This window comes from Peribacillus sp. NPDC076916 (genome assembly GCF_050269675.1).
Taxonomy (GTDB): Bacteria; Bacillota; Bacilli; order Bacillales; family DSM-1321; genus Peribacillus; species Peribacillus aracenensis.
On record NZ_JBNNIU010000001.1, the window covers coordinates 882,742 to 903,782 of the forward strand.

At 39.4% G+C, this 21,041-nt stretch carries 18 protein-coding genes and 1 pseudogene; 1 reads left to right on the forward strand and 18 read right to left on the reverse strand.

All coding sequences use genetic code 11. The features are described 5' to 3' along the window. Positions 1–95 precede the first annotated feature (95 nt). The 17 genes and pseudogenes from ACQKFG_RS04365 to speB form a co-directional block, all read right to left on the reverse strand. On the reverse strand, positions 96–617 hold the full coding sequence (locus tag ACQKFG_RS04365; RefSeq protein WP_192207963.1) for a topology modulation protein: 522 nt from the start codon (positions 615–617) through the stop codon (positions 96–98). Positions 618–831: 214 nt separating this feature from the next. Further along, a pseudogene (locus ACQKFG_RS04370) lies at positions 832–1,872 on the reverse strand (alkene reductase); the annotation flags it as partial. Between the two features lie 247 nt (positions 1,873–2,119). After that, positions 2,120–3,547, reverse strand: a complete 1,428-nt coding sequence (locus ACQKFG_RS04375; RefSeq protein ID WP_427556540.1) for an MDR family MFS transporter — start codon at positions 3,545–3,547, stop codon at positions 2,120–2,122. A gap of 58 nt (positions 3,548–3,605) precedes the next feature. Continuing rightward, positions 3,606–4,178 (reverse strand): TetR/AcrR family transcriptional regulator, encoded by a 573-nt coding sequence (locus tag ACQKFG_RS04380; protein ID WP_192207960.1) that lies wholly within the window; start codon positions 4,176–4,178, stop codon positions 3,606–3,608. Between the two features lie 465 nt (positions 4,179–4,643). After that, entirely contained in the window at positions 4,644–4,736 is a 93-nt protein-coding gene (locus tag ACQKFG_RS04385; protein WP_220126990.1) for a putative holin-like toxin, read from the reverse strand. Between the two features lie 334 nt (positions 4,737–5,070). After that, positions 5,071–6,048, reverse strand: coding sequence for a biotin-dependent carboxyltransferase family protein (locus ACQKFG_RS04390; protein WP_427556543.1), 978 nt, complete (start codon positions 6,046–6,048; stop codon positions 5,071–5,073). Next, the gene (locus ACQKFG_RS04395) at positions 6,049–6,924 is read right to left on the reverse strand and encodes a 5-oxoprolinase subunit B family protein (protein WP_353871521.1); all 876 of its coding nucleotides are present in this window, start codon (positions 6,922–6,924) and stop codon (positions 6,049–6,051) included. An 18-nt stretch (positions 6,925–6,942) separates the two neighbouring features. Further along, a complete protein-coding gene (locus ACQKFG_RS04400) occupies positions 6,943–8,991 on the reverse strand; it encodes a sigma-54 interaction domain-containing protein (RefSeq protein WP_427556547.1) in 2,049 nt (682 codons plus the stop codon). 371 nt (positions 8,992–9,362) lie between these two features. Then, the gene (locus ACQKFG_RS04405; protein WP_192207956.1) at positions 9,363–10,127 is read right to left on the reverse strand and encodes a LamB/YcsF family protein; all 765 of its coding nucleotides are present in this window, start codon (positions 10,125–10,127) and stop codon (positions 9,363–9,365) included. A gap of 5 nt (positions 10,128–10,132) precedes the next feature. Further along, positions 10,133–11,485 carry an acetyl-CoA carboxylase biotin carboxylase subunit gene (locus ACQKFG_RS04410; protein WP_427556551.1) on the reverse strand — a complete coding sequence of 451 codons (1,353 nt, stop codon included), beginning with the start codon at positions 11,483–11,485 and terminating at the stop codon, positions 10,133–10,135. Positions 11,486–11,516: 31 nt separating this feature from the next. Then, positions 11,517–11,765 carry an acetyl-CoA carboxylase gene (locus ACQKFG_RS04415; protein WP_323599577.1) on the reverse strand — a complete coding sequence of 83 codons (249 nt, stop codon included), beginning with the start codon at positions 11,763–11,765 and terminating at the stop codon, positions 11,517–11,519. Beyond that, on the reverse strand, positions 11,758–12,756 hold the full coding sequence (locus tag ACQKFG_RS04420) for a biotin-dependent carboxyltransferase family protein (RefSeq protein ID WP_342615127.1): 999 nt from the start codon (positions 12,754–12,756) through the stop codon (positions 11,758–11,760). The genes ACQKFG_RS04415 and ACQKFG_RS04420 overlap by 8 nt, the downstream gene beginning before the upstream one ends. Continuing rightward, on the reverse strand, positions 12,753–13,622 hold the full coding sequence (locus tag ACQKFG_RS04425; RefSeq protein ID WP_349729232.1) for a 5-oxoprolinase subunit B family protein: 870 nt from the start codon (positions 13,620–13,622) through the stop codon (positions 12,753–12,755). Before ACQKFG_RS04425 ends, ACQKFG_RS04420 begins: the two co-directional genes overlap by 4 nt. Positions 13,623–13,933: 311 nt before the next feature. Then, positions 13,934–14,923, reverse strand: coding sequence for a D-2-hydroxyacid dehydrogenase (locus ACQKFG_RS04430; RefSeq protein WP_427556555.1), 990 nt, complete (start codon positions 14,921–14,923; stop codon positions 13,934–13,936). 89 nt (positions 14,924–15,012) lie between these two features. Beyond that, entirely contained in the window at positions 15,013–15,792 is a 780-nt protein-coding gene (locus ACQKFG_RS04435) for a class II aldolase/adducin family protein (RefSeq protein ID WP_427556558.1), read from the reverse strand. Positions 15,793–15,816: 24 nt separating this feature from the next. Continuing rightward, positions 15,817–17,256, reverse strand: a complete 1,440-nt coding sequence (locus ACQKFG_RS04440) for a sodium:solute symporter (protein ID WP_342615124.1) — start codon at positions 17,254–17,256, stop codon at positions 15,817–15,819. Positions 17,257–17,356: 100 nt separating this feature from the next. Beyond that, positions 17,357–18,355 carry an agmatinase gene (gene speB, locus ACQKFG_RS04445; RefSeq protein WP_342615123.1) on the reverse strand — a complete coding sequence of 333 codons (999 nt, stop codon included), beginning with the start codon at positions 18,353–18,355 and terminating at the stop codon, positions 17,357–17,359. Positions 18,356–18,671: 316 nt separating this feature from the next. Between speB and ACQKFG_RS04450 the strand changes: the two genes are divergently transcribed. Continuing rightward, positions 18,672–20,075: a sigma-54 interaction domain-containing protein gene (locus ACQKFG_RS04450; RefSeq protein WP_427556562.1), complete on the forward strand. Its 1,404-nt coding sequence runs from the start codon at positions 18,672–18,674 to the stop codon at positions 20,073–20,075. A 329-nt stretch (positions 20,076–20,404) separates the two neighbouring features. On the opposite strand, the gene ACQKFG_RS04455 is transcribed toward ACQKFG_RS04450, so the two are convergent. Next, positions 20,405–20,578 carry a hypothetical protein gene (locus tag ACQKFG_RS04455; RefSeq protein WP_427556565.1) on the reverse strand — a complete coding sequence of 58 codons (174 nt, stop codon included), beginning with the start codon at positions 20,576–20,578 and terminating at the stop codon, positions 20,405–20,407. Between the last annotated feature and the right edge of the window lie 463 nt (positions 20,579–21,041).

The following is a 21,041-nucleotide window of genomic DNA, read 5'->3' on the forward strand; positions in this document are numbered from 1 at the left end:
CTCAGGGACCTTCGGTTGGAAGGTCCCTTTTCCATTTTGGCTTTATATTTACTCTCAGAAACCTCTAAGTGTCATAAAAATTGATGTGAAGAAGCTTATCCCTTCATTTTCAACAGATATCCTTCCATTTCGTGCTTGCTTTTCAATATAACTATTAGCTTTTCAGGGTCACTTTTTTGAAGATCTGCAAATCTCTTTTTCATTTCTTTCTTGCGAGGAAAGTAGGTGGTCATGATAAATTTAACAAACTGCCAGTCTAATTTTTCATTGCAGCCTTTGCCCATATCAGGTCTTGTTTTACCTAGATAAGATAACCTACGTTTTATAACACGGTAAAGGCAAACACGGAGAGGAAGCTCTAAATAAATAATCGTATCGGCAAGCTCCGAACGCAAATTAAAAGAATTACTATAATTGCCTTCCATTATCCACTTGTCATGACTCAATACTTCCTTCTGAGCAGAAATAAAATCCTCTAAAGGAGCTTCCACCCAGCCTGGCCTCCAGTAGAATGTATCCAAATGATGTACTTCGATATCCAAATTATCTCCAAGTCTTCTTGCAAAAGTAGATTTTCCGACACCCGCGGACACTCCGATAACCATGATACGTTCCATTTATATACCAGCTTCCTCACTTTATTAATTGAAATGACCAGTATGTCTACCAAATATATATAACCTTTTTAACAGCCTTCTTCCTTTGCACTTCCCTTTAGTTCCATAGAAAAGGCGACCCTTCTTGAATGAAGAATCGCATCAGTTATAGAAAAGGAAGTATGGTTACTGCGGTGTCCTGTCGATGAACAAGCCTGACTCTATTTTATCTTTATTAAATCAGTTCCCCTAAATGTTTCTTTGCCTCGTAATCAACAAGTTTTTCATCCTGCTTAATTCGTGCCAGATAATCCGGGTTAGCTATAAGTGGACGCCCAATCGCCGCAACGTCAATAATGCCTTTTTCCAGTGCGACTTCTGCGATTTCAGGATCAAGCCCCCCTACACCAATTATGATTCCATCCCAGTTGCTGCGTACCAATTCATGCATCGTCAATCCTCTTGCAATCGGTTTGGTAAATTCCATCGTGGATGGGTGAATCATTTTGACCCCTGTTTCATTGAACGCTTCAATAAATGTTTGGATCGCTTTTTCAGGGTCTTCCCACATGTAGGACGGCTGGTCAATTTTCAAAGCCGAGAAACGAATAAGGGTGCGCTCCACTCCAACAGCATCAATAACTGCCTTTAACACTTCCTTCATAAAAGTCAGACGCTGTTTTAAATCACCACCATACCGATCGGTCCTTTTATTGGAGGTGTCTGAATTGAACTGGTCAATTAAGTAGCCGTGTGCACCATGAATTTCAACGCCATCAAAGCCAGCATCCATTGCATTCTTTGCAGCTTGTTTATATTGGTCCACAACTTCTGCAATATCCGTCTCTGTCATTTCTTCAGGAGTGTCAAAAGGTTTACCGAATCGTGAAACCTTGCCTTCTGCAGCGATGGGTGACGGAGCCTGCGGAGGAAGTCCTCCTGCAATTTCATGGTGGCTTGCACGGCCCACATGCCAGATTTGCGCAATGATCGTTCCGCCTTCTGCGTGCACTGCTTCCGTTACTTTTTTCCACCCGTTAATTTGCTCTTGAGCATATATTCCGGGAACCCCAGGATTGCCCTTTGCTCTAGGTGAAATCACTACACCTTCAGTGATGATAAGTCCGATTCCATCTTGAGCCCGTTTTCGGTAATATTCTACGGTCAGGTCGTTCACAACACCCGTTTCGTTATCGGCAAACGACCGTGTCATAGGAGCCATTGCCGTTCTTGTTTTTAAGTTCCATGCACCTATTGTTACAGGTTCAAACATTTTGGCTTTCATTGTATTCATTTGAATTCCTCCTGTTAACCGCTTTACCTGGGCTAATTTTTAGTAACTGTTACTGTGTAAGATTATCCGATAAGTGGTTGGTTTTCAAATAATTCACTCTGTTTTTAAAGCATTTGATAAAATATGGGAATAAAGACCAATAAGAACGTTATTGTTTTTTTCCAAACAAAAAGCCAGACAGAGAAAATCTTTCCCTGCTGGCTAATTTATCTTTTTTCAGTAATTCTTTTCAGTCCCGTGCTGTCCTGATAAAAAACGACACGATCAAACCAATGATTGCAAGGACAAGACCGAAAATAAAGGCATCTTGAACGCCTGCAGTCAATGAACCGCTGATGGCAGATGGATCGAACGGATCTTCTGCATTTGCCATATAATTTTTTTGGGATGCTGACATGATTGTAATGGCAACGGTTGTACCGATGGCCCCCGATACTTGCTGCAATGTATTCATTAGAGCCGTTCCATCCGGATAAAGATTTTTCGGCAGTTGATTCAGACCATTTGTCTGGGCCGGCATCATGACCATCGAAACACCAATCATAAGGAGGGTATGCATGACGATTACCATAATGATCGCCGTTTCAGTCGTTACGTTCGTCAAAGTCCATAACATGACAATCATGATAATGAAGCCCGGGATCACTAAACCTCTTGGCCCGAACTTATCAAAAATGCGCCCAGTAACCGGAGACATGATACCATTAAGCACTCCACCCGGTAATAGTACAAGCCCAGCAGAAAACGCAGCTAATGCAAGACCGGTTTGCAGATATAACGGTAAGAGGATCATGGATGACATGATGATCATGAAGGTGATGAAGACGGTTATTAACCCTAACGTGAACATCGGATATTTAAAAACACGCAAATCAATCATCGGTTTATCCATGTTGAATTGCCTCACAGCAAACAGGAATAGTGCTATAAGTCCAACAATGATCGATGATAGAACTATCGCATTGTTCCATCCTTGTTCTCCGACAATACTGAAACCATAAACAATTCCCCCAAAACCAATGGTCGATAATATAATGGATGGTACATCGATTTTAGGTTTGGTGATTGTTGAAACGTTTTGCATATACTTGAGACCGAATAGTAAAGCGATCACAAAGAACGGCAAAGACACCCAGAAAATGTAATTCCATTCTAGATTTTCGATAATCAAACCTGAAACCGTCGGTCCGATGGCTGGGGCAAACATGATCACCAGCCCCATCAATCCCATCGTCGCTCCCCTTTTATGAATAGGGAAAATCAATAAAATGGTATTGAACATGAGAGGTAATAAAAGACCCGTTCCGATAGCCTGGATGACACGTGCTAGCATCAAGATGCCGAACCCAGGGGCAATTGCTGCAATGAGCGTCCCAATGATGGAGAACACCATTGAGGCAATGAATAATTGACGAGTATTGAACCACTGAATCAAGAGTCCCGAAACGGGTACCAATATCCCCAATGTTAATAGGTAACCCGTTGTCAGCCATTGAACAGTGGAAGGACTGACATTGAATTCTTGTATTAGATCCCCCAGCGCCATGTTTAATGCCGTCTCGCTGAATAACCCAATGAACCCTGCAATTAAAAATGCTATTAATATAGGGGTCGTTCTAATGACTGGGTTTTGTTGCTGTGTTGCATCTGCAGACATAAAATAATTCCTCCAATTACTAACTGTTCGACCTAAGCTTAAGATAATTTCCCATGACTTATTTATTTATCAGCAATAATGGTATCTGTTCCGCAATGGCTTGGAGAGGTTCCCCGTTTTTCGCCGTTAAGGATAAAAGGATACCGCCTTCGATTAAAGCATTAATTACGATACTCAATTCTTTTGCCCGTTTCTCACTGAATTCCGCCTCGAGTAATTTCTTCACATATATGGATTGCCAATCTTCTATCGCTTCTTGACAGGCCGTTCTTATCTGCTCACTCGTCGTATATGTTTCCGCTGCAATCGTCCCGATTGGCAGTCCTAATAGATTTTCACTATCACCAAATACCTCGGATAAATGAAAAATATGAGACTGAATGGCTTTGATTGGGTCTTCAATTTCATCAAATCCCCGTTCAATTTCATCTATCACGAATTCTTTTGTATGAATAATCGCCTCGATCGCCAATTCTTCTTTGCCTTTCGGAAAATAATGATACAGCGAACCTTTTGGGATACCACTTTCCTCGATGATATCCTTGAGCCCTACACCGTAATATCCACGTATCCGAAAAAGTCGGGAAGCAGCTTCAATAAGAATATCTTTCGAGTTTCGTTTTTCTGCCATAGCTGGATCACTCCTTAAAATTATATCAACCGGTCTATTAGAAACTTTACTTGTATATCATTGTTTTGTCAAAAATGACTAAGCCTATGAATGGAATATGCTATTTTCTCAGTGAAAACAAAAGACTGTTTCCGCATACTTTGGTGCTATTTACCAAGTAAAGCGGTGTGGTTGATTTCCCCTCCAGATGCTCGCTTTCCGCAGGGCGGGCGGTGAGCATCCTCGGCGTAAACGCCTGGGGTCTCATCTGTCCCGCTGCTCCCGCAGGAGTCTCGCACTTGCGCTCCAATCAACCTTAAATCGTTTAGTTTTTAAAAACAACAATCTTTACGAAAAGGGCCAAACAAAAAGAACACCTCATGATGGTGTTCTCTGCAAGTTTAAAAATCGAGGCAATACCTAATCCGCTATTTTTTAAAAACGCTTCCATTAATGATCAAAATAATCGGCCGGCCATCATTATCTTCAAGGATTCTTGTCATGATTTTTAAAATCAAGAATAGCAATTACAAACATGCCAAAGCTTAGCATTAGGGAAATAACTTCGAAAGTACCCATTCATACATCGCCTCCTTATACCCAGCTTTTCCTGATCAGAGATTGTCCTATACAAGAAAAAGATGAAGAGGGGGCTTTTAAACGGTATATTGCATTAATAAAAAAAAAGAGCAACCCAACAAGTTAAAATATGCTCACGTAATAATCATATTCCTTGGAATCGAAAGTACATATTTATTGGAACGACTATAATCTAAACTCTTTATTGACAATAAGCTCTTGATTTCCGCTTCTGCTATCGAGTGTTTTTTGAGCCTCTTCATATACACTCATACACTTTGCTCCTGTTATAGATATGAGTTTTATTATGTTTGTCCAAAGTTTAAATCATTACTTACCTTTTAATAAGGTTGAACAACTTTTCCATATTTCCCCTCCTCTCCACTCTCGCTTGGATGGCCTGATCAATGGTAACTGTGATAAAGTGACATTTCGATAAAGGTCTAGATTGAGAAATTAAATCTAAATCTTGGCTTATGACGGTGCCTATTGTGACAAAACCACCACCCGTCATTGCATCATTATGTAAAACAATCAGTTCTTCCTCATTTGTAAACATAACAGATCCTATAGGATACGCAAAATCAACTACATTCGAAAAACTAGTTCCTGCACCGAATGGTGGATATTGCTCAGTGAATGTCACACTTGGGCCAGTATATCGGTAAGCGACCCGGTTGGATTCATGCGAAACGATCCATTCCGAATTGAGGAAAGTTTTTAACCCTTGATCGCTCAACAAGTAACCTGATAACCCCATCGTGACACGTAATTCTTGAAAGTCATCAAAGGTTGGGACGAATTCTAGTGGAACAGATTTACCAACCTGTTTTGAAGCTCCTGGCAGTGGTTCATTAATCTGTATTCTATCGCCTACAGCTAACTTTCTGCCATAAAAGCCCCCAATCTGGCTTAGTTCATAGGTTGATTTACTACCTAAAACATCTTGAACCTTTATGCCACCAGAGATACTTAAATAGCTTTTCACCCCCTGTTGGCAAGCTTTTATCGTTAAGATGTCTCCTTCTTTTACTTGATGGGTTTCCCAGAAAGATAATCGTTGGTGATTTAAGTATGCTTCCATTGGAGCACCTGTAAGGGCGATAATTAAATTTCTATGAATTTCAAACATTCCCCCTAATAATGTCATCTCAAGTGATGCAAATTCAGCTGGATTTCCTACTAGAAGGTTTCCAATAATAAATGAATATTTATCAGCTGCTCCTGATGGCGGTACACCCAGATGATACTTCCCGACGCGTCCCATATCCTGTACCGTGGTCCATAACCCAGGCTCCTTAATTTCTATCATTTAAAAACCCTCCATGAGCTCATCGATATATTTTTTTCCCTTTTGTACATATTCAAGTGGCGAAAGATCAATTTCTTTTACTTTATTAATATATGTTCCAGCACTTACATTGCTTTCGATCTCATTATATTCAGATTCCTTAACAGGACGATACTTCCATATATCTCCGGGTCTTGCCAAAAAAGAAGTCTCTTCTAAAGGGTTTATTTTATCTACTAAAGGGATAGCTGATCGTCCTATTAGTTGATAGCTGCCTGGTCCATTGACTGGATAAATCACATTGAACGCACCACCTATACCAATGCTTCTTTCCGGCGTTTCTGTACGGGGACTATAATATTTTGGTGCTTGAATGATCTCATTTGGCTTTAATCCAAGCGGAAAATGCCAACCCGTTCCAGGCAGAAATCCAACCATCGTAATTAAATAAGGTGTCTCTGAATGAGTTTCAATAAATGATTCTTTGTCTGTAAACCCATTTACTTTCATCACATATTCAAAATCTGTTAACTCAGGGGCCGGGTGTCTGCCCTTAAAACGCAGGGAATATTCTCTTGACACTGGATCGTCGTACCATGCTGGAATTTCTACTATTCGTACTGATAAATTTAATTTTTCAGGATTACTTTTCTTTAAATCTATTTCTTTTAAATAATCCAGTAAATCTCTTGCTGAGACGATGTCCGGACTATAACGAACTAAATAGGAGGCATTGGATGAAACAATATCAATAATGCCTGGAATTTCTCTTTTTCTCAGCTCCTCAGTCACCGCAATTGCTTTAAAGTTACTCTCAATTCTCATTTCACGAGAAATTTCAGCATAAATGTATTCGTCTCCCCCGAAATTAAAATGAGTTTCAGGCAAATTAAACAATACTTGTCGCCCCCTTTGTTATTTCAGCTTTTTCATCCGCCTGCTTATTGTCGCAGGACTAACACCTAGTACCTTAGATAATTTATCGGCAGTGCCGTATTTTTGCATCCCTCTTTGAATAAGTTGAGTTTCTAATTCTTCTACCGCTTCTTTAAGCGGCATTAATTCTAAAACTAATAGTTGTTTTTTCTTTTTTTGAACTTCCCCGTACAAAAATTTCAATGCATGCTCCCGTTTAATCCATTCCCCCTCTCCCAATAATGTTAAGCGCTCCACTATATTTTGAAGTTCCCTTACATTTCCCGGCCATGTATATGTCTCTAAAACTTCAATGGCTTCTGGGGTGAAACTTTTCTTGATATCATACATTTTTTTAAATTGTTCCAAAAAATAAATGGCGAGGGGAAAGATATCATCTTTTCGTTCACGCAATGGCGGAATATTAAATGGAATAACATATAGTCGGTAGTATAAATCCTCTCTGAATTCACCTTGGTTCACCAACTCTTGTAAGTCCTTATTGGTTGCCGTTATAATTCGAACATCTACAGGTCTTGGATGGGTCCCGCCAATTCTAGTCACTTCTCGTTCCTGCAACACACGCAATAGCTTCACTTGCATATTTAAAGGGAGTTCACCAATTTCATCGAGAAAAAGCGTGCTGTTATTAGCAATTTCAAACAACCCTGCTTTCCCATTTTTATCTGCACCAGTAAATGCCCCTTTCTCATAACCGAACAATTCACTTTCAATGAGATTCTCTGGAATAGCACCGCAGTTAATCCGGACTAGCTGCTGGTTACTCCGAGGACTGGCTGAATGAATTTGGTGGACAAATACTTCTTTCCCAACACCGGATTCACCTTCCAGTAGAATAGTCGAATTAAATTGGGCTACTCGCTTTATCTCTACTACTAAGCGCTCAATTGTTTTCGAACGATAAACAAGTTGTTTATTGTTAAAATCATCATGATCTTGTAGAGTTTGAGAACCTTCGTCCGACTGATAATGAATTGAGGAACTTTCTTGTGTAATATCCCTTGAAAGTACAACTACTTTTTCTAATTTCCCTTCATGGTACACCGGGGTAGCTACAGACCAGACTCTACTTTTTCCCATAGAATCCTGAATCGATGTAACCTTTTTCTTTTGTTTCTGACATAGTTCAAAAACATTAGGCTGAAAAATGTTTTTTCTTGTAAACTCACTTATATTCTTACCAATTATGTTTTCTGGATTATCCACTTTCCAAAAATCGTGAAGAAACATTCCCGCTACTCGAATGATTTTTCCGCTTCCGTCAATGACGAGTATTTGTTCCTGGGAAGAAGCATATACCGTTTGTAAATCAGAATTCAGATTTCTTACAAAGTCTAATTCTTTAACAGAATCCTCGAAAACTTCACGCGAGAAAAAAATATGAATGAGTCCTTTTATTTTATCTTCCATCTTAAAAGGGTAAAAGTTACCAACTGTGCATTTAAAATTAATAGAAGCGTTCACATTTATAAGGGTTTCCCCAGTCATTACTTTATCAAGATTTTTATCGATACTTAATAACATTTTATAGTCTCGAAACTGTAAAAATGAGCGGTGGAGACCTAAAATACTTTCTGCTGTTTCATTAATATATTCTATTTGGTAATCGATATTCGTTCGGACAATTCCTACCCCAGCTCCATGTAAAAGGAGATTTAAATCCTTCAAATTCAGCTCACTGATTTGATTTCGGGCCTGTTCAATTGTAGTGAAGCCGATAATTTCTCCATTGGCATCCTCCCCTATAATAAGAGTAACGTTATGGAAAAATTCAACAGGCGAAAACTGTGGGACTTTTAAAATATCATTTTTATAGATAATTGGCTTTGATAAGTCTTCATTTTGAGCAATTTGGTTCATTAGAATCTCGATAGTACTATAGCCCACTAAAGACCCCTTATCCTTTACAAACACAATATTCGCTTTTTGATTTGATAATTTTTGAATGACAGCTCCAATGGTGCAATGTATATTAACATATACGGAAATCGGTTTAAGAATATCGTTCCAAATAATCAACTTACTCACCCCTCCCGATTACGGAATCTTTATTTTATTATACTTTTTTTAGTTAAGGATAAGTATTTAGAAGTATTTTAATATAAATATAATTTCGATTATTCGGTCAATTATATCTATACTTTGTTTCAACAACTAGTGAAGTAACTACGGCTTAGTTTGAGAAGTTAACAAATTAATTGAAGAGAGTCTAGAAGGCATTTACAATACAATCCGTTATATTGGGATCTAAACAGAATGACTCCGGCATACAATACCGGAGTCATTTACTAGTCAACTATCTATTAATCCTATTTTAGGACTGTCCTATTTTAAAGAGCATAGTTCATTCATTAGAACCCCACTACTATACCAATATACATTTTAGGACAAGTATCTTATTAGATGATCTTATTAATAGGGACAATCTCGACGCCACTCCCCTTTAAAGCTTCTACAACTTTTTTAGCCAGAGTCGGCGCTCCTGGTGTATCTCCATGTATACAAATGGTCTCTGCTTTAATGGAAACATCTTTTCCATCGTGTGTGATGACTCTTCCTTCTTTGACCATACGAACAACTCGCTGTGCCATTTCTTCATAATCATTGATTCGTGCGCCTGTTCTCGTTAGCAAAATGGACCCGCTTTCAGTATGCTCCCTGTCAGCATAAGCTTCTTTTGCAACAGGGACACCCATTTTTATAGCTTCTTCCATCACTTCCGATTGGCTAAGCGCAAATATGATCATATTTGGATCGATTTCATGAATTGTTTCTAATATTGCTCGTGCTATAGTCTTATCTTCCATTGCTTTCATAAATAAAGCTCCGTGTGGTTTACAATGCTGGATTTTGACATCTGCTGCTGCACTGAATTCTCTTAAGGCGCCTACTTGATACATTACATAGTCTTTTATTTCTGAGGGTGTACAGGTCATGAAGCGACGACCGAAACCCAATAAATCTGGAAAACCTGGATGTGCACCAATCCCTACATCATATTTCTTTGCTATTTCCACTGTTTTTCTCATAACATGGGGATCTCCGGCATGAAAACCACATGCAATATTAGCCGAGGTAATATGCTGCATTAATTCTTCATCATAGCCTAATTCATAAAGGCCGAAGCTCTCACCCATATCACAGTTCAAATCTACCTTATACATTGCTTTCACCCCTCAACTTGAACTTTATTTTCTGCTAAAAATTGAGTCGTATAATTACCACTAATAAACTGGTTATTTTTCATGATTTGTTTGAGAAGCAAGAGGTTTGTTTTAACTCCCTGTACTTCAATTTCTTCAAGCACTCCCTGCATTTTTGAGATTGCTTGATCACGTGTTATTCCGTGAACAATAATTTTACCGATCATCGGATCATAAAAAGGGGTCACCGCACTACCTTCGACGATGCCAAAATCCAACCTTACATCGTTTTCGGGTAATTTCAACCTAGAAATTACACCAGGACTAGGAAAGAAAGTACTAGGATCTTCTGCATAAAGTCTGCTTTCAATCGCGTGTCCTGTTTTGTTTATCTCTTCCTGTGTAATCTGCAGTTTTTCCTTCGCAGCTATTTTCAACTGTAGTTCAACTAAATCTATTCCTGTTATTTCTTCAGTTACTGGGTGCTCTACTTGCAGACGAGTGTTCATTTCAAGAAAATAGAAATTTTGATTTTCATCAAAAATGAATTCCATTGTGCCTACATTTGTATAATCGATTTGTTTTACACCTCGAATGGCTGCTTCCAACAATTCTTTTCGAAGGGTATCATTTAGAAATGGCGAAGGGCTTTCTTCTATCACCTTTTGATTTCGGCGCTGTACTGAACATTCCCGTTCAAATAAATGTAAGACATTTCCGTATGTATCAGCGACAATTTGCACTTCAATATGGCGGGGTTTTGAAATCCATTTTTCTAAAAAGACAGTTCCATCCTTAAAAAATGAAGTAGCTTGTTGCTTCGTCGCATCAAACACTTTTATTAACTCGGCATCATTTTGAACAAGCTGCATCCCAATACCACCACCACCGGCGCTAGCTTTTAACATGAGTGGATAGCCAAGATCGTTCGCAATCAGCAATGCTTCGTCAACTGACTCAATGCTTTTATCCGTACCTGGCACAACCCTTACGCCCGCCATTTGCATTTGGGTACGAGCTTCAAGCTTACTGCCCATAATGTGTATCGTTTCCGCAGAAGGACCGATAAAGACAATATTTTCTTCCTCACATCTGCGTACAAATTCCGCATTTTCAGATAAGAACCCATACCCAGGATGAATAGCATCTGCATGTGTTTCTTTTGCTGCCTGAATCACTTTTTCAATATCAAGATAACTCTTTTTCGCTTGAGCAGGGCCGATGCATACAGCTTCAGTCGCTTCACTGACATAAGGAGCCTCTGCATCGGCTTCAGAATAGACAGCGACTGTTTGAATACCTTCCTTTTTACAAGTGCGAATAATTCTCCTAGCAATTTCCCCTCGGTTTGCAATTAGCACCTTTTTAAAATAGCCCATTTACTTTTCCTCCTTCCTTATTCAAAATTGATTACTGCTCAATGATTACCGCTATTTCCTGTCCTGCGTCTAGAATGTCCTCGTCCTCTACAAAGAATTGTGCAAGAACTCCATCTGTTTCTGCTTTAATTTCATAGAAGTTTTTCATCACTTCCACCATAGCAAGAACGTCACCAGTCTTAACTGTATCTCCTTCTTTTACGTACACGTCCTTATCGGGAGCGGGTTTGCGATAAAATACTCCTGGGATTGGTGATAGAACTGTTTTTTGTTCAGCCATGATTGATTCCCCCTATTTGTCCTAATACTTGTTTTTTCATTTGATTGATTTTTTCTTTGTATTCATTTCTTGCCTCGAGGGCTTCATTAATGTCAATAGCCACAAAGCGTACCTTCTCATTTGTTTTGATTTGTGCCATTTTGTCTAAATCCGTACTGATAATTGTACAAATCGTCGCATAGCCTCCACCTGTCACAGCATCGTTTAACAGGGCAATCGGTTCGACACCATCTGGTACTTGAATCGATCCGATAGGATACCCTAAATCCACAACATTTGAAGGATTGCTGCCGGCTCCAAATGGTTGTTGACGCTCTACGAAATTCAAACGCTCCCCTTTAAAACGGTAGCCAACACGGTTTGCTTCCGTTGTAACCGTCCAATCGATGGAGAAAAAGCGTTTTTTACTTTCCTCAGTAAGGCGATAACTGCACAATCCTACAACAACACGTATTATATTCGTTTTTGAGAAGACCGGAATTAATTCATCACTTATGCGTGTTCCGATCGCAATCTTTGATTGGTTTGCATTACCGATTTTCAAAAAGTCCCCAGCTTGAAGTGGTCTTCCTTCGAAACCTCCAATTCCGCACAATGTATATGTGGACCGTGATTCCATAATAAGCGGCACTTCAATTCCGCCGGCTACCGCTAAATACACCCGGGCTCCTTGTTTAACAAAATCAAAGGACAAAACATCCCCAGCTTTAACTTCCAATGTTTCCCACATCGGAACATACTGATCATTAATTTTTGGTGGTATTTCCCCTCCTGCAATAGCAACGGTTACATCTTGTTGGAATTCTAAGACTGGCCCCATATAAGTAATCTCGAGAACAGCTGCATTTTCATCGTTCCCAACAAGAAAGTTGCTTGCCCTGAAGGAGTATTTATCCATGGCTCCCGATGGTGGCATACCCACTTCATAAAAGCCTATTCTCCCATAATCTTGAACAGTCGTTTGAAGGCCAGGGTTAATAACTTTAATCATGCATATAACCTCCTTATCACAGATTCTGAAAACGCATTTGGATTTCCGAGAACATCTTTAGGTTTAAAGGTTATATCCTTCGTCAAATAACGGAATTCCCCATTTTCAACTTGTTTTCGAATATCTTCGTACTCCTCCATGGAAATGCTTCGATATCTAAAAACATCCCCCTGTCTCGGGAAGGTCATTGACTCTTTAAAATCATGTAAACGTTGCTCCTTTTGAAAGATCGGTGCTGCAGCAGTTCCAAACAATTGATAACCACCTGCACCTTGAACCGGATATATAACGGCAAATGAACCGCCGAATCCGAATGCCCTCTCTGGCGTATATGTTCGAGGGCGAACATATTTAGGTGCTTCGATTTGCTGCTCGTTTGGAACCATTTGATAGCACCATGGCAAGCCTGGTACAAAGCCTATCATCGAAACCAGATAAGGGGCATCCGTAATTGATTTAATTAAATCTTCTTTCGTATGAAAGCCATTTGTATGTGCCACATATTCAATATCTGTTGATGTTGGATCCTGATGCCGATCTCTAAAACGCATTAATGCCTCATGTGTCCAAGGATCTTCAAATAATATGGGTACATCTACTGCACGTGCAGTTATTTCAAAGTTTTCCAAGGAAACATATTGTTCAAGTTCTTTCAATTTTGAAATTAGGTCATCTGGATGAATGAGATCTGGATTAAACCGAATCATATAGGAAGCATTGGAAGGACAAATATCCAAAATTCCTGATACTTTCTCTTTTCGTAACGCCTTAGTAATAGCCATTGCTTGAAAATTTGTTTCAAGACTCATTGCCTCAGCTAATTCAACAAAAATAAACTCATCACCGCCATATTCGTAACGGGTCAATGGACTTCACCTCATTTATTGGATTTATACTAAACCATTGCAATTCTCATGCCAAAACAGAGAACTATAATATTTGTTGATTATTCAGATTATTAAAAAGGTAAATCGCCTAAATCCCTTAATTTATATTTCAATTCTGAAATATAATCTTTCATAAATGAAATAAATCAACCGGTTACTAGTTCATAATGTCTAAAATATAAAAAAGACCACAAAGCTTTCTAGGCTTTTGCAGTCTCTCAATTTATGTCCTCATCAACAATAATGAACACTATTCTATAAAGTATTTTCTTACAATGAGTCCATTACTACTAATAACCAAGTTTTTTTTCCACAACGTTCATTAGGGGCTTACCGTCAGAAAAAAGCTTTAAATTTTTCAGGAATAATTCCATCACACGATCTATGTGTTTGGAAGAGTTATAAGCATTATGCGGGGAAACCATGACATTTTCCAGCTGCCAGAAAGGGTGATCCTTAGGTAAAGGTTCTACTTCAAACACATCTAGAGCCGCTCCTGCTATGTGCCCATTGCTTAAGGAATCGATTAAATCTTCATCCACAATCGTATTGCCGCGGCCGACATTAATTACATAGCTGCCTTTTTTCATTTTATTTAAGCGTTCTTTATTAAAAAAGTATGAGGTATCTTGTGTATACGGCAGTGCCAAGACGACAAAATCGGACCTGGAAAGGACATCATCCACTTGATCCATACCCATTATCAAATCAGCAGGTTCGTATTCTTTATTCCTCTTTGAGGGATTCCGGCGGCACCCGATAACGGTCATGCCTAGTGCTTTACATCGCTTTGCTATCTCATAGCCAATATCACCATACCCAATTATCCCCACAGTCGCATTCTCGAGATCTTTCACCGGAATTTCAACCCAGGTTTTGTTTATTTGATTTCTGATCATTGTCGGTACACCTCTTGCTAATGAAGAAAGCATCGCTATTGTATGCTCCGCTATCGGGACAGATGTGCAGCCCTTGACATTGGTGATGATGACATCGCTGTTTTCTATATCTTCATTCAGCATGGCCTCCACTCCAGCAGTGTCTGAATGGACCCATTTAATCCCAGGAGCTTTTTTTATAATGTTAAGATTATCATGAAGCCCTTGCGTATAAATGACATCAAACTTTGATAAATCAACTGTTGGCTGTGGTTCAGGTTCGCCGAATTCCCATGGCTCGACAACAACTTCTGAACAAATCTCCTTAAACTCATTGATGTATTTTCCCGGTATATCGACCCTGATATAAAGTGAAGGTGCCATTTTCTTAGAACCAGACATTATAAAACCTCCTCAAGACCCTCCGATTCCCTTTTCCCTGTATTATTGGAAGGCAATCCGTTGCGACTATATCATGCCGTGCATGATGATCACTTCAAGAAATCCGGTTGCTCTTTTCTGATTCTGTCCCAAAGAGGCTGAAAACTCAGCCAACCCTCATATTCCGTTCCTGTTTGTTCTGCTGTTAACTTTGCATACTCTTCTTCTATAAAAATCGGCTTACCAACAGATTCAGCCATTATCTGAGCTTGACATGACCGTTCCATCGTTATGAACCACCAAGCAGCTGAATCTACAGATTGGCCGACCGTTAACAATCCATGGTTGCGGAGGATGACAGCTTTGTATTGACCTAAAGCCTTAGCAATGCGCTTACCTTCTTCGGATGCATAAACCACACCAGTAAAATCATCAAATAATGCATGGTCATTGTAAAATTGGCAGGCATCTTGTGTAATCGGATCTAATAGTCTCCCTAAGGAAGACCATGTCTTTCCATATACCGAATGAGCATGCGCCGCTGCAATCGCATCCGGTCGAGCTTTATGAATTTCAGAATGAATGGCAAAGGCAGCACCATTCACGGAATGTTCACCCTCTACAATATCACCTTTATGATTAACCAATATTAGATCCGAAACGGAAATTTGACTAAAATGCATCCCAAAAGGATTAACCCAGAAATGGTCTGTATATTTAGGATCACGGACCGTAATATGGCCAGCTATCCCTTCATCGAAACCAAACTTTGAAAAAAGACGGAATGAAGCTGCCAACCGTCGCTTCCTGTGAATGCGCTCTTCTTCCAATGTATTGAATGTTGCCGGTTGCAGGGAAATTGTCTTTGTCATTTTTACTTTCCTCCTCAATTTTTCCTTTTTTTTGCCGAACCATCAATTAGCCATTGTGTCCATGTCAGCTTTACCCTTTAGATCTTGCTTTACTTCACTTTTGTTCTTTTGATCATTATTGGAACTTAGGAAGGTAATCGTAGTGATGACGACAAAACTAGTAGCAAGCCCGTACAGAATTGGTTGAGTGGAGGAAGGTCCATTTATCATCAATCCCACAATAATAACGATCATGCTGGCCAGAATGGAGTAAAATGCCGCTGTGGCCGTGACCCTTTTCCAAAAGAAACCAAGGATGATCGGAAAGAACACAGCACCGGATAAAATGGCGTAAGCTACATCCAATGCTACTAAAATATCTTGAATCCATATCGAAACGATTATGGTCAATACACCGATCGTTAAAGTTGTAATTCGGGATGTTTTTAAAAATTGTCGTTCACTCATTTTTGGACCAATATATTTTTTAATGATGTCATTAACGACTAAAGTGGACGAAGCTAGCAAAGTTCCTGAAGCTGTGGACATTAGGGCAGATACCACGCTCGCAATTACAACCCCCAATAGACCAGCAGGTAAAGTTACCATCGCTATGCTGGTAAATGCATTTTGTGGATCTCCTAAATCGGGAAGGATAATAAAAGCGCACATTCCAATGATACTGATTGCAATTGCATAAAAAACACTATATAGTCCCGCTCCAATCGTTCCTCCACGAGAAACTGCTTTGGTTCGTGCAGTAAAAAGACGCTGCCAAATATCCTGGCCAACAACTACTCCTAGAGTAAATAGTAGGAAATATTGAAAAATTGTCTCTCCGCCAATGTTGCCTAGCTCGAAATGTGATGCAGGGAGACTCTCTTTAAGCGAGCCCCACCCTCCTGCCTTAGAGATGCTCAACGGAAGCATGATAAAGAAAATGCCGATCGTCATGATGACGAATTGCACGACATCAGTCATGGTGACTGACCACATACCTCCTAATATTGTATAAAATAAAACGATCCCACCCCCGACTATCATGGAAACCGTTAAATTCCAGCCAGCCAAAACATGTAAAATCGTCCCCATCCCAATCACTTGCGTTACAGTCAGCATGAATGTATAGATAACAGAGACAAGGGCACTGATCAATCTTGTCTGAGAGTTGTAGCGCTTCTCAAGCATTTCACTGATCGTCAATACTTTTAAATTAAATATCTTATTTGTTAAAAACAACCCGATAGCGATAATTCCGAGCCCGATCATCACCACTAGCCAAATACCGGATATCCCAAACTGATAACCTAACTTTGCTGTTCCTAGAGTAGAAGCACCCCCTAATATCACAGCAGCTAAGCAGGATAAATACATAAAATGACCAAGATTACGTCCTGCCACAATGAAATCATCTGCCGTTTTTGCCCGTTTGGATCCGATTACTCCCACAATGATTAAAACAGAAAAATATAGAATCATGATCGATATATCCAAAATATGCATTTACACATCTCCTTTTGGGCTTGTTATGTTCTATCGCTTTGTAAAGAGGGAAGGAAGGGATTACACCGATACCTTCCTTCTTTCCAGTAAAAATGAGGAATTACTTGTTAAGCTGGGTTTCCAAATCTCCGGCTCTCTCTTTTTTCTCCAGTTTCCCTTTTTTTGCGAGAGCGATGAGTGTGATGAATTCATAGACAATATTAGCGGCTGCGGCAGCCGTGATTTGTCCGTGATCGTATGATGGTAAAACCTCAACAAGATCGAATCCAACAAAATCTATATTCGTCAATCCCCTCACTAAGGCTAAAGCATCATCAATGCTGGCTCCTGAAACTTCAGGGGTACCCGTTCCTGGAGCATAGACCGGATCTAAGAAATCAATGTCAAAGGATAAAAACACCGGACCATCCGCAACACGCTCATGAATGACCCTTAGCATCTTTTCGACCCCGATACGTTTATAATCGTTTGTCGTATAAACGCCCAAACCTAAATCCCGGGCATCCTGAAGATCTTCCGGTCCATACAGACCGCCCCTCATACCAATTTGAAGAGATCGTGATACATCGATGAGACCCTCTTCTATCGCACGGCGAAAAACGGTTCCGTGATTATACTTTTGATCAAAATAACTATCCCAAGTATCAGAGTGAGCATCGAATTGAAGCAGGGCAACTGGACCATGTTTTTTTACGATCGCACGCAACTCCCCTAGCGTAATGGAATGATCGCCCCCCAATGAAATGGGAATGATCCCTTTTTCAATGACGGGGGTAAGCTCTTCCTCGATCTTTTTATATGTTTCAGAAATATACCCCGGAATGATCGGAATATCCCCATAATCAATTCCGGATATATAGTCAAAAATATTAATATCTTGTTCTGGATTATAAGGACGTAAAAGGATTGAAAAATCGCGAATAGCTTCTGGTCCGAATCTCGCACCCGTTCTAAATGATTGCCCGGAATCAAAAGGAATTCCCGTAATGACAAAATCCATATGTTCATCTACCCGTTCAACAAATGGGAGCCGCATAAACGTACGCACTCCACAAAAACGGGGTGATTTGAATGAGTCTTTCGGTTGATACTTCATCATGTAACATCCTCCTAAATTCTAAATCTGCTATTATTTTTCACTCCACTGCAATGGCAGATGTCATACAAACTTCCATCTTTTCAAATAGAATGGACATATATAACACCTTGTTTGGAAATTCTCTTCTTACCTTTTACATAAGCAAGATTCAGGCCAACTATTTCACTGCGGTATATAAGGCTTTTCATTATTTTGTTTCATCAAATGATTAAAAACTTAATCATTTTCTTGTTTTTTGATTTAATTTTTGATTATTTGGACTATTTAATTTATATTTTAATTAAACAGCATCCCAAAACCGAAAGGAGCGGAATGTATGTACGATGATATGCTGGAGGAAGAACTAAATAAGATTATTGAAACATCGAATAATAACATTCTCATTACCGATCAAGACGGAATCATTTTATATTCCAACCCAAAGCTTTGGGAGATTTATGGTATGGAAAGTGACTCTTATATCGGTACCTCCGTCTATCAATTAGAAAGCGAGGGCCTTCTCACACCTTCCATCAATGCGATTGTTTTAAAAGAAAAGAAAGCGATGCGGATAATGCAGGAAACGAAAACGGGTCATGTTGTCATGTCGACTGGCTATCCCATTTTTAATAAGGACGGACTTCTCGTCAGGGCAATCAGCTATGGTCAGGATCAAACCGAGATTCTGCAATTGCAGGATCAATTTGAACAATTACAACGAAAAATAAAAGGCTATCAAACCGAAGTCGAGGATTTAAGAGAAAAGGAACTGGATTACCATTATTTGATTGCTAGAAGTAATGAAACGAAGCATATTTTAAAAACGATCCATAATGTTGCAAAAACCGATGCCACGATTCTATTATTAGGACCTTCCGGAGTAGGGAAAAGCACTTTTGCCCGTGCAGTTCATGACCAAAGCAACCGAAAGAAAGAACCTTTTATCGAAGTGAATTGCAGTACGATACCTGATAGCTTGTTTGAATCGGAAATATTCGGCTATGAGCCGGGATCATTTACAGGGGCAAATAAACAAGGGAGGCAAGGCCTGATTGAGCAGGCTGACAGCGGAACTCTTTTCTTGGATGAAATCGGGGAACTCCCACTTGCCATGCAAGCTAAATTACTGAAAGTATTACAGGAAAAAAAGATAAAGCGCATCGGTGGAAAAAAAGAAAGCCATATTAACTTCCGCCTGGTTGCAGCAACTAATCAAGACTTGAAGGAGATGGTAAGTCAAGGTAAGTTTAGATTGGACTTATTTTATCGTTTGAATGTGATTCCCATCCAGATTCCGGCATTACATGAACGTAAAGAAGATATCCCTCTCTTAATTCAGCATTACTTACAGAAAACCAGTGATAAATACCAGAAATTCAAAAAAATCCATCCATCGACGTATGAAGTTTTGACTCATTATCATTGGCCCGGTAATATACGGGAATTAGAAAACTTGATTGAACGGTTAATCCTGACCATCGAAGAACCAATTATATTTCCGGAACACCTTCCGCAATCCATCACAGGGCAAATTGAACAGCCTGAAGACTCCACCTTCCTTGCAATCGAACAGGATTGTGAAGAGAATTTCGATTTAAAGAAAACTCTGGAAAGGGTTGAAAGGCAACTGATTGCAAAAGCATGGAAAAAATGTAAAACCACATACGAGATGGCAGAACATTTGGGCATCAGCCAGCCAACAGTCATCTATAAGTTAAAGAAATACAAACAGTATTTGTAATTTCATCTGGACTGGAATCCACTAAAAGTGAAATCTTTGAACCGAAAAATAAAGCCAATTAAAAAGCCCTAAACATTCAAAAATTCCACATTCAAGATGAATGGGATTCACAAACATCATTTACGTTTCCAAATATTTAGGGTAAAGCTTACATTAATTTAAGAATGATGTCAGTGAAGCTCCTGCAACACCTGTGGCTTAGTCTGATATTTCCACCAGATAAGAATCCTAGTGGTGTTGAGTGAATAAACCTGAATCTCTCTCAAACGTATAAGGCTCCCATAAAAGGGAGCCTTCTATTACTAACATAGCAATCTTGCCAAACATTTTTATACATTCAAGCTTTTTTCCAATTTGGAACCGCAAGTTTTGCGGATGATCAGCTCATCTTCCATAACGAATTTTTTCTTTTCAATGTTTCCGCCTTTCATTAAGGTCCACTTAATATATTTTTTTATCATCAAGCCAATATAAGAACCGTCATCAAATGAAATCGTTTTCATTTCTTTCAGTTCCACCTGAAGGAAAAGGTGAACGCCTATCCTGGCGCACGAATCGTAATCGAAATCTGCTGGGACCGGTTTGATTTCAGAGGAACTAACGACTACTTTAAAGACATCTGAAGGGTATTTTTAAATATTAATATTTCTAAACTTAGTTGACTTTATCTTAGGAATCCTAGCCATCCTTAGAATTAACCCCCTTATAAGTTCATAAATATCCACATACTAAACGACCTTCCTGGTCCCCCACTCTTCAATTTCCCATCAAAGTCACCATTCTAAAAAAATATTTTACTATATCAATAGAATAGGAATAACCTGAACCTATTTTGAGATGATTCCATCGACAAAAAGAGGCACCCATAAAGGGAGCCTGAATTTTAGTGAAGGTAAGCTATTGTATGTGAACGGCCACCATTCCGCATCCCTATACGACGCGATAGTTGAGAAATGGGATATTCCA

Coding starts and splice junctions, on each gene's coding strand:
- ACQKFG_RS04455 (WP_427556565.1), bottom strand. CDS start 20,578: ATGAAAACGATTTCATTTGATGACGGTTCTTATATTGGCTTGATGATA.
- ACQKFG_RS04410 (WP_427556551.1), bottom strand. CDS start 11,485: ATGGGCTATTTTAAAAAGGTGCTAATTGCAAACCGAGGGGAAATTGCT.
- ACQKFG_RS04385 (WP_220126990.1), bottom strand. CDS start 4,736: ATGGGTACTTTCGAAGTTATTTCCCTAATGCTAAGCTTTGGCATGTTT.
- ACQKFG_RS04405 (WP_192207956.1), bottom strand. CDS start 10,127: ATGTATAAGGTAGATTTGAACTGTGATATGGGTGAGAGCTTCGGCCTT.
- ACQKFG_RS04380 (WP_192207960.1), bottom strand. CDS start 4,178: ATGGCAGAAAAACGAAACTCGAAAGATATTCTTATTGAAGCTGCTTCC.
- ACQKFG_RS04450 (WP_427556562.1), top strand. CDS start 18,672: ATGTACGATGATATGCTGGAGGAAGAACTAAATAAGATTATTGAAACA.
- speB (WP_342615123.1), bottom strand. CDS start 18,355: ATGATGAAGTATCAACCGAAAGACTCATTCAAATCACCCCGTTTTTGT.
- ACQKFG_RS04390 (WP_427556543.1), bottom strand. CDS start 6,048: ATGATAGAAATTAAGGAGCCTGGGTTATGGACCACGGTACAGGATATG.
- ACQKFG_RS04420 (WP_342615127.1), bottom strand. CDS start 12,756: ATGATTAAAGTTATTAACCCTGGCCTTCAAACGACTGTTCAAGATTAT.
- ACQKFG_RS04430 (WP_427556555.1), bottom strand. CDS start 14,923: ATGTCTGGTTCTAAGAAAATGGCACCTTCACTTTATATCAGGGTCGAT.
- ACQKFG_RS04365 (WP_192207963.1), bottom strand. CDS start 617: ATGGAACGTATCATGGTTATCGGAGTGTCCGCGGGTGTCGGAAAATCT.
- ACQKFG_RS04375 (WP_427556540.1), bottom strand. CDS start 3,547: ATGTCTGCAGATGCAACACAGCAACAAAACCCAGTCATTAGAACGACC.
- ACQKFG_RS04440 (WP_342615124.1), bottom strand. CDS start 17,256: ATGCATATTTTGGATATATCGATCATGATTCTATATTTTTCTGTTTTA.
- ACQKFG_RS04415 (WP_323599577.1), bottom strand. CDS start 11,765: ATGGCTGAACAAAAAACAGTTCTATCACCAATCCCAGGAGTATTTTAT.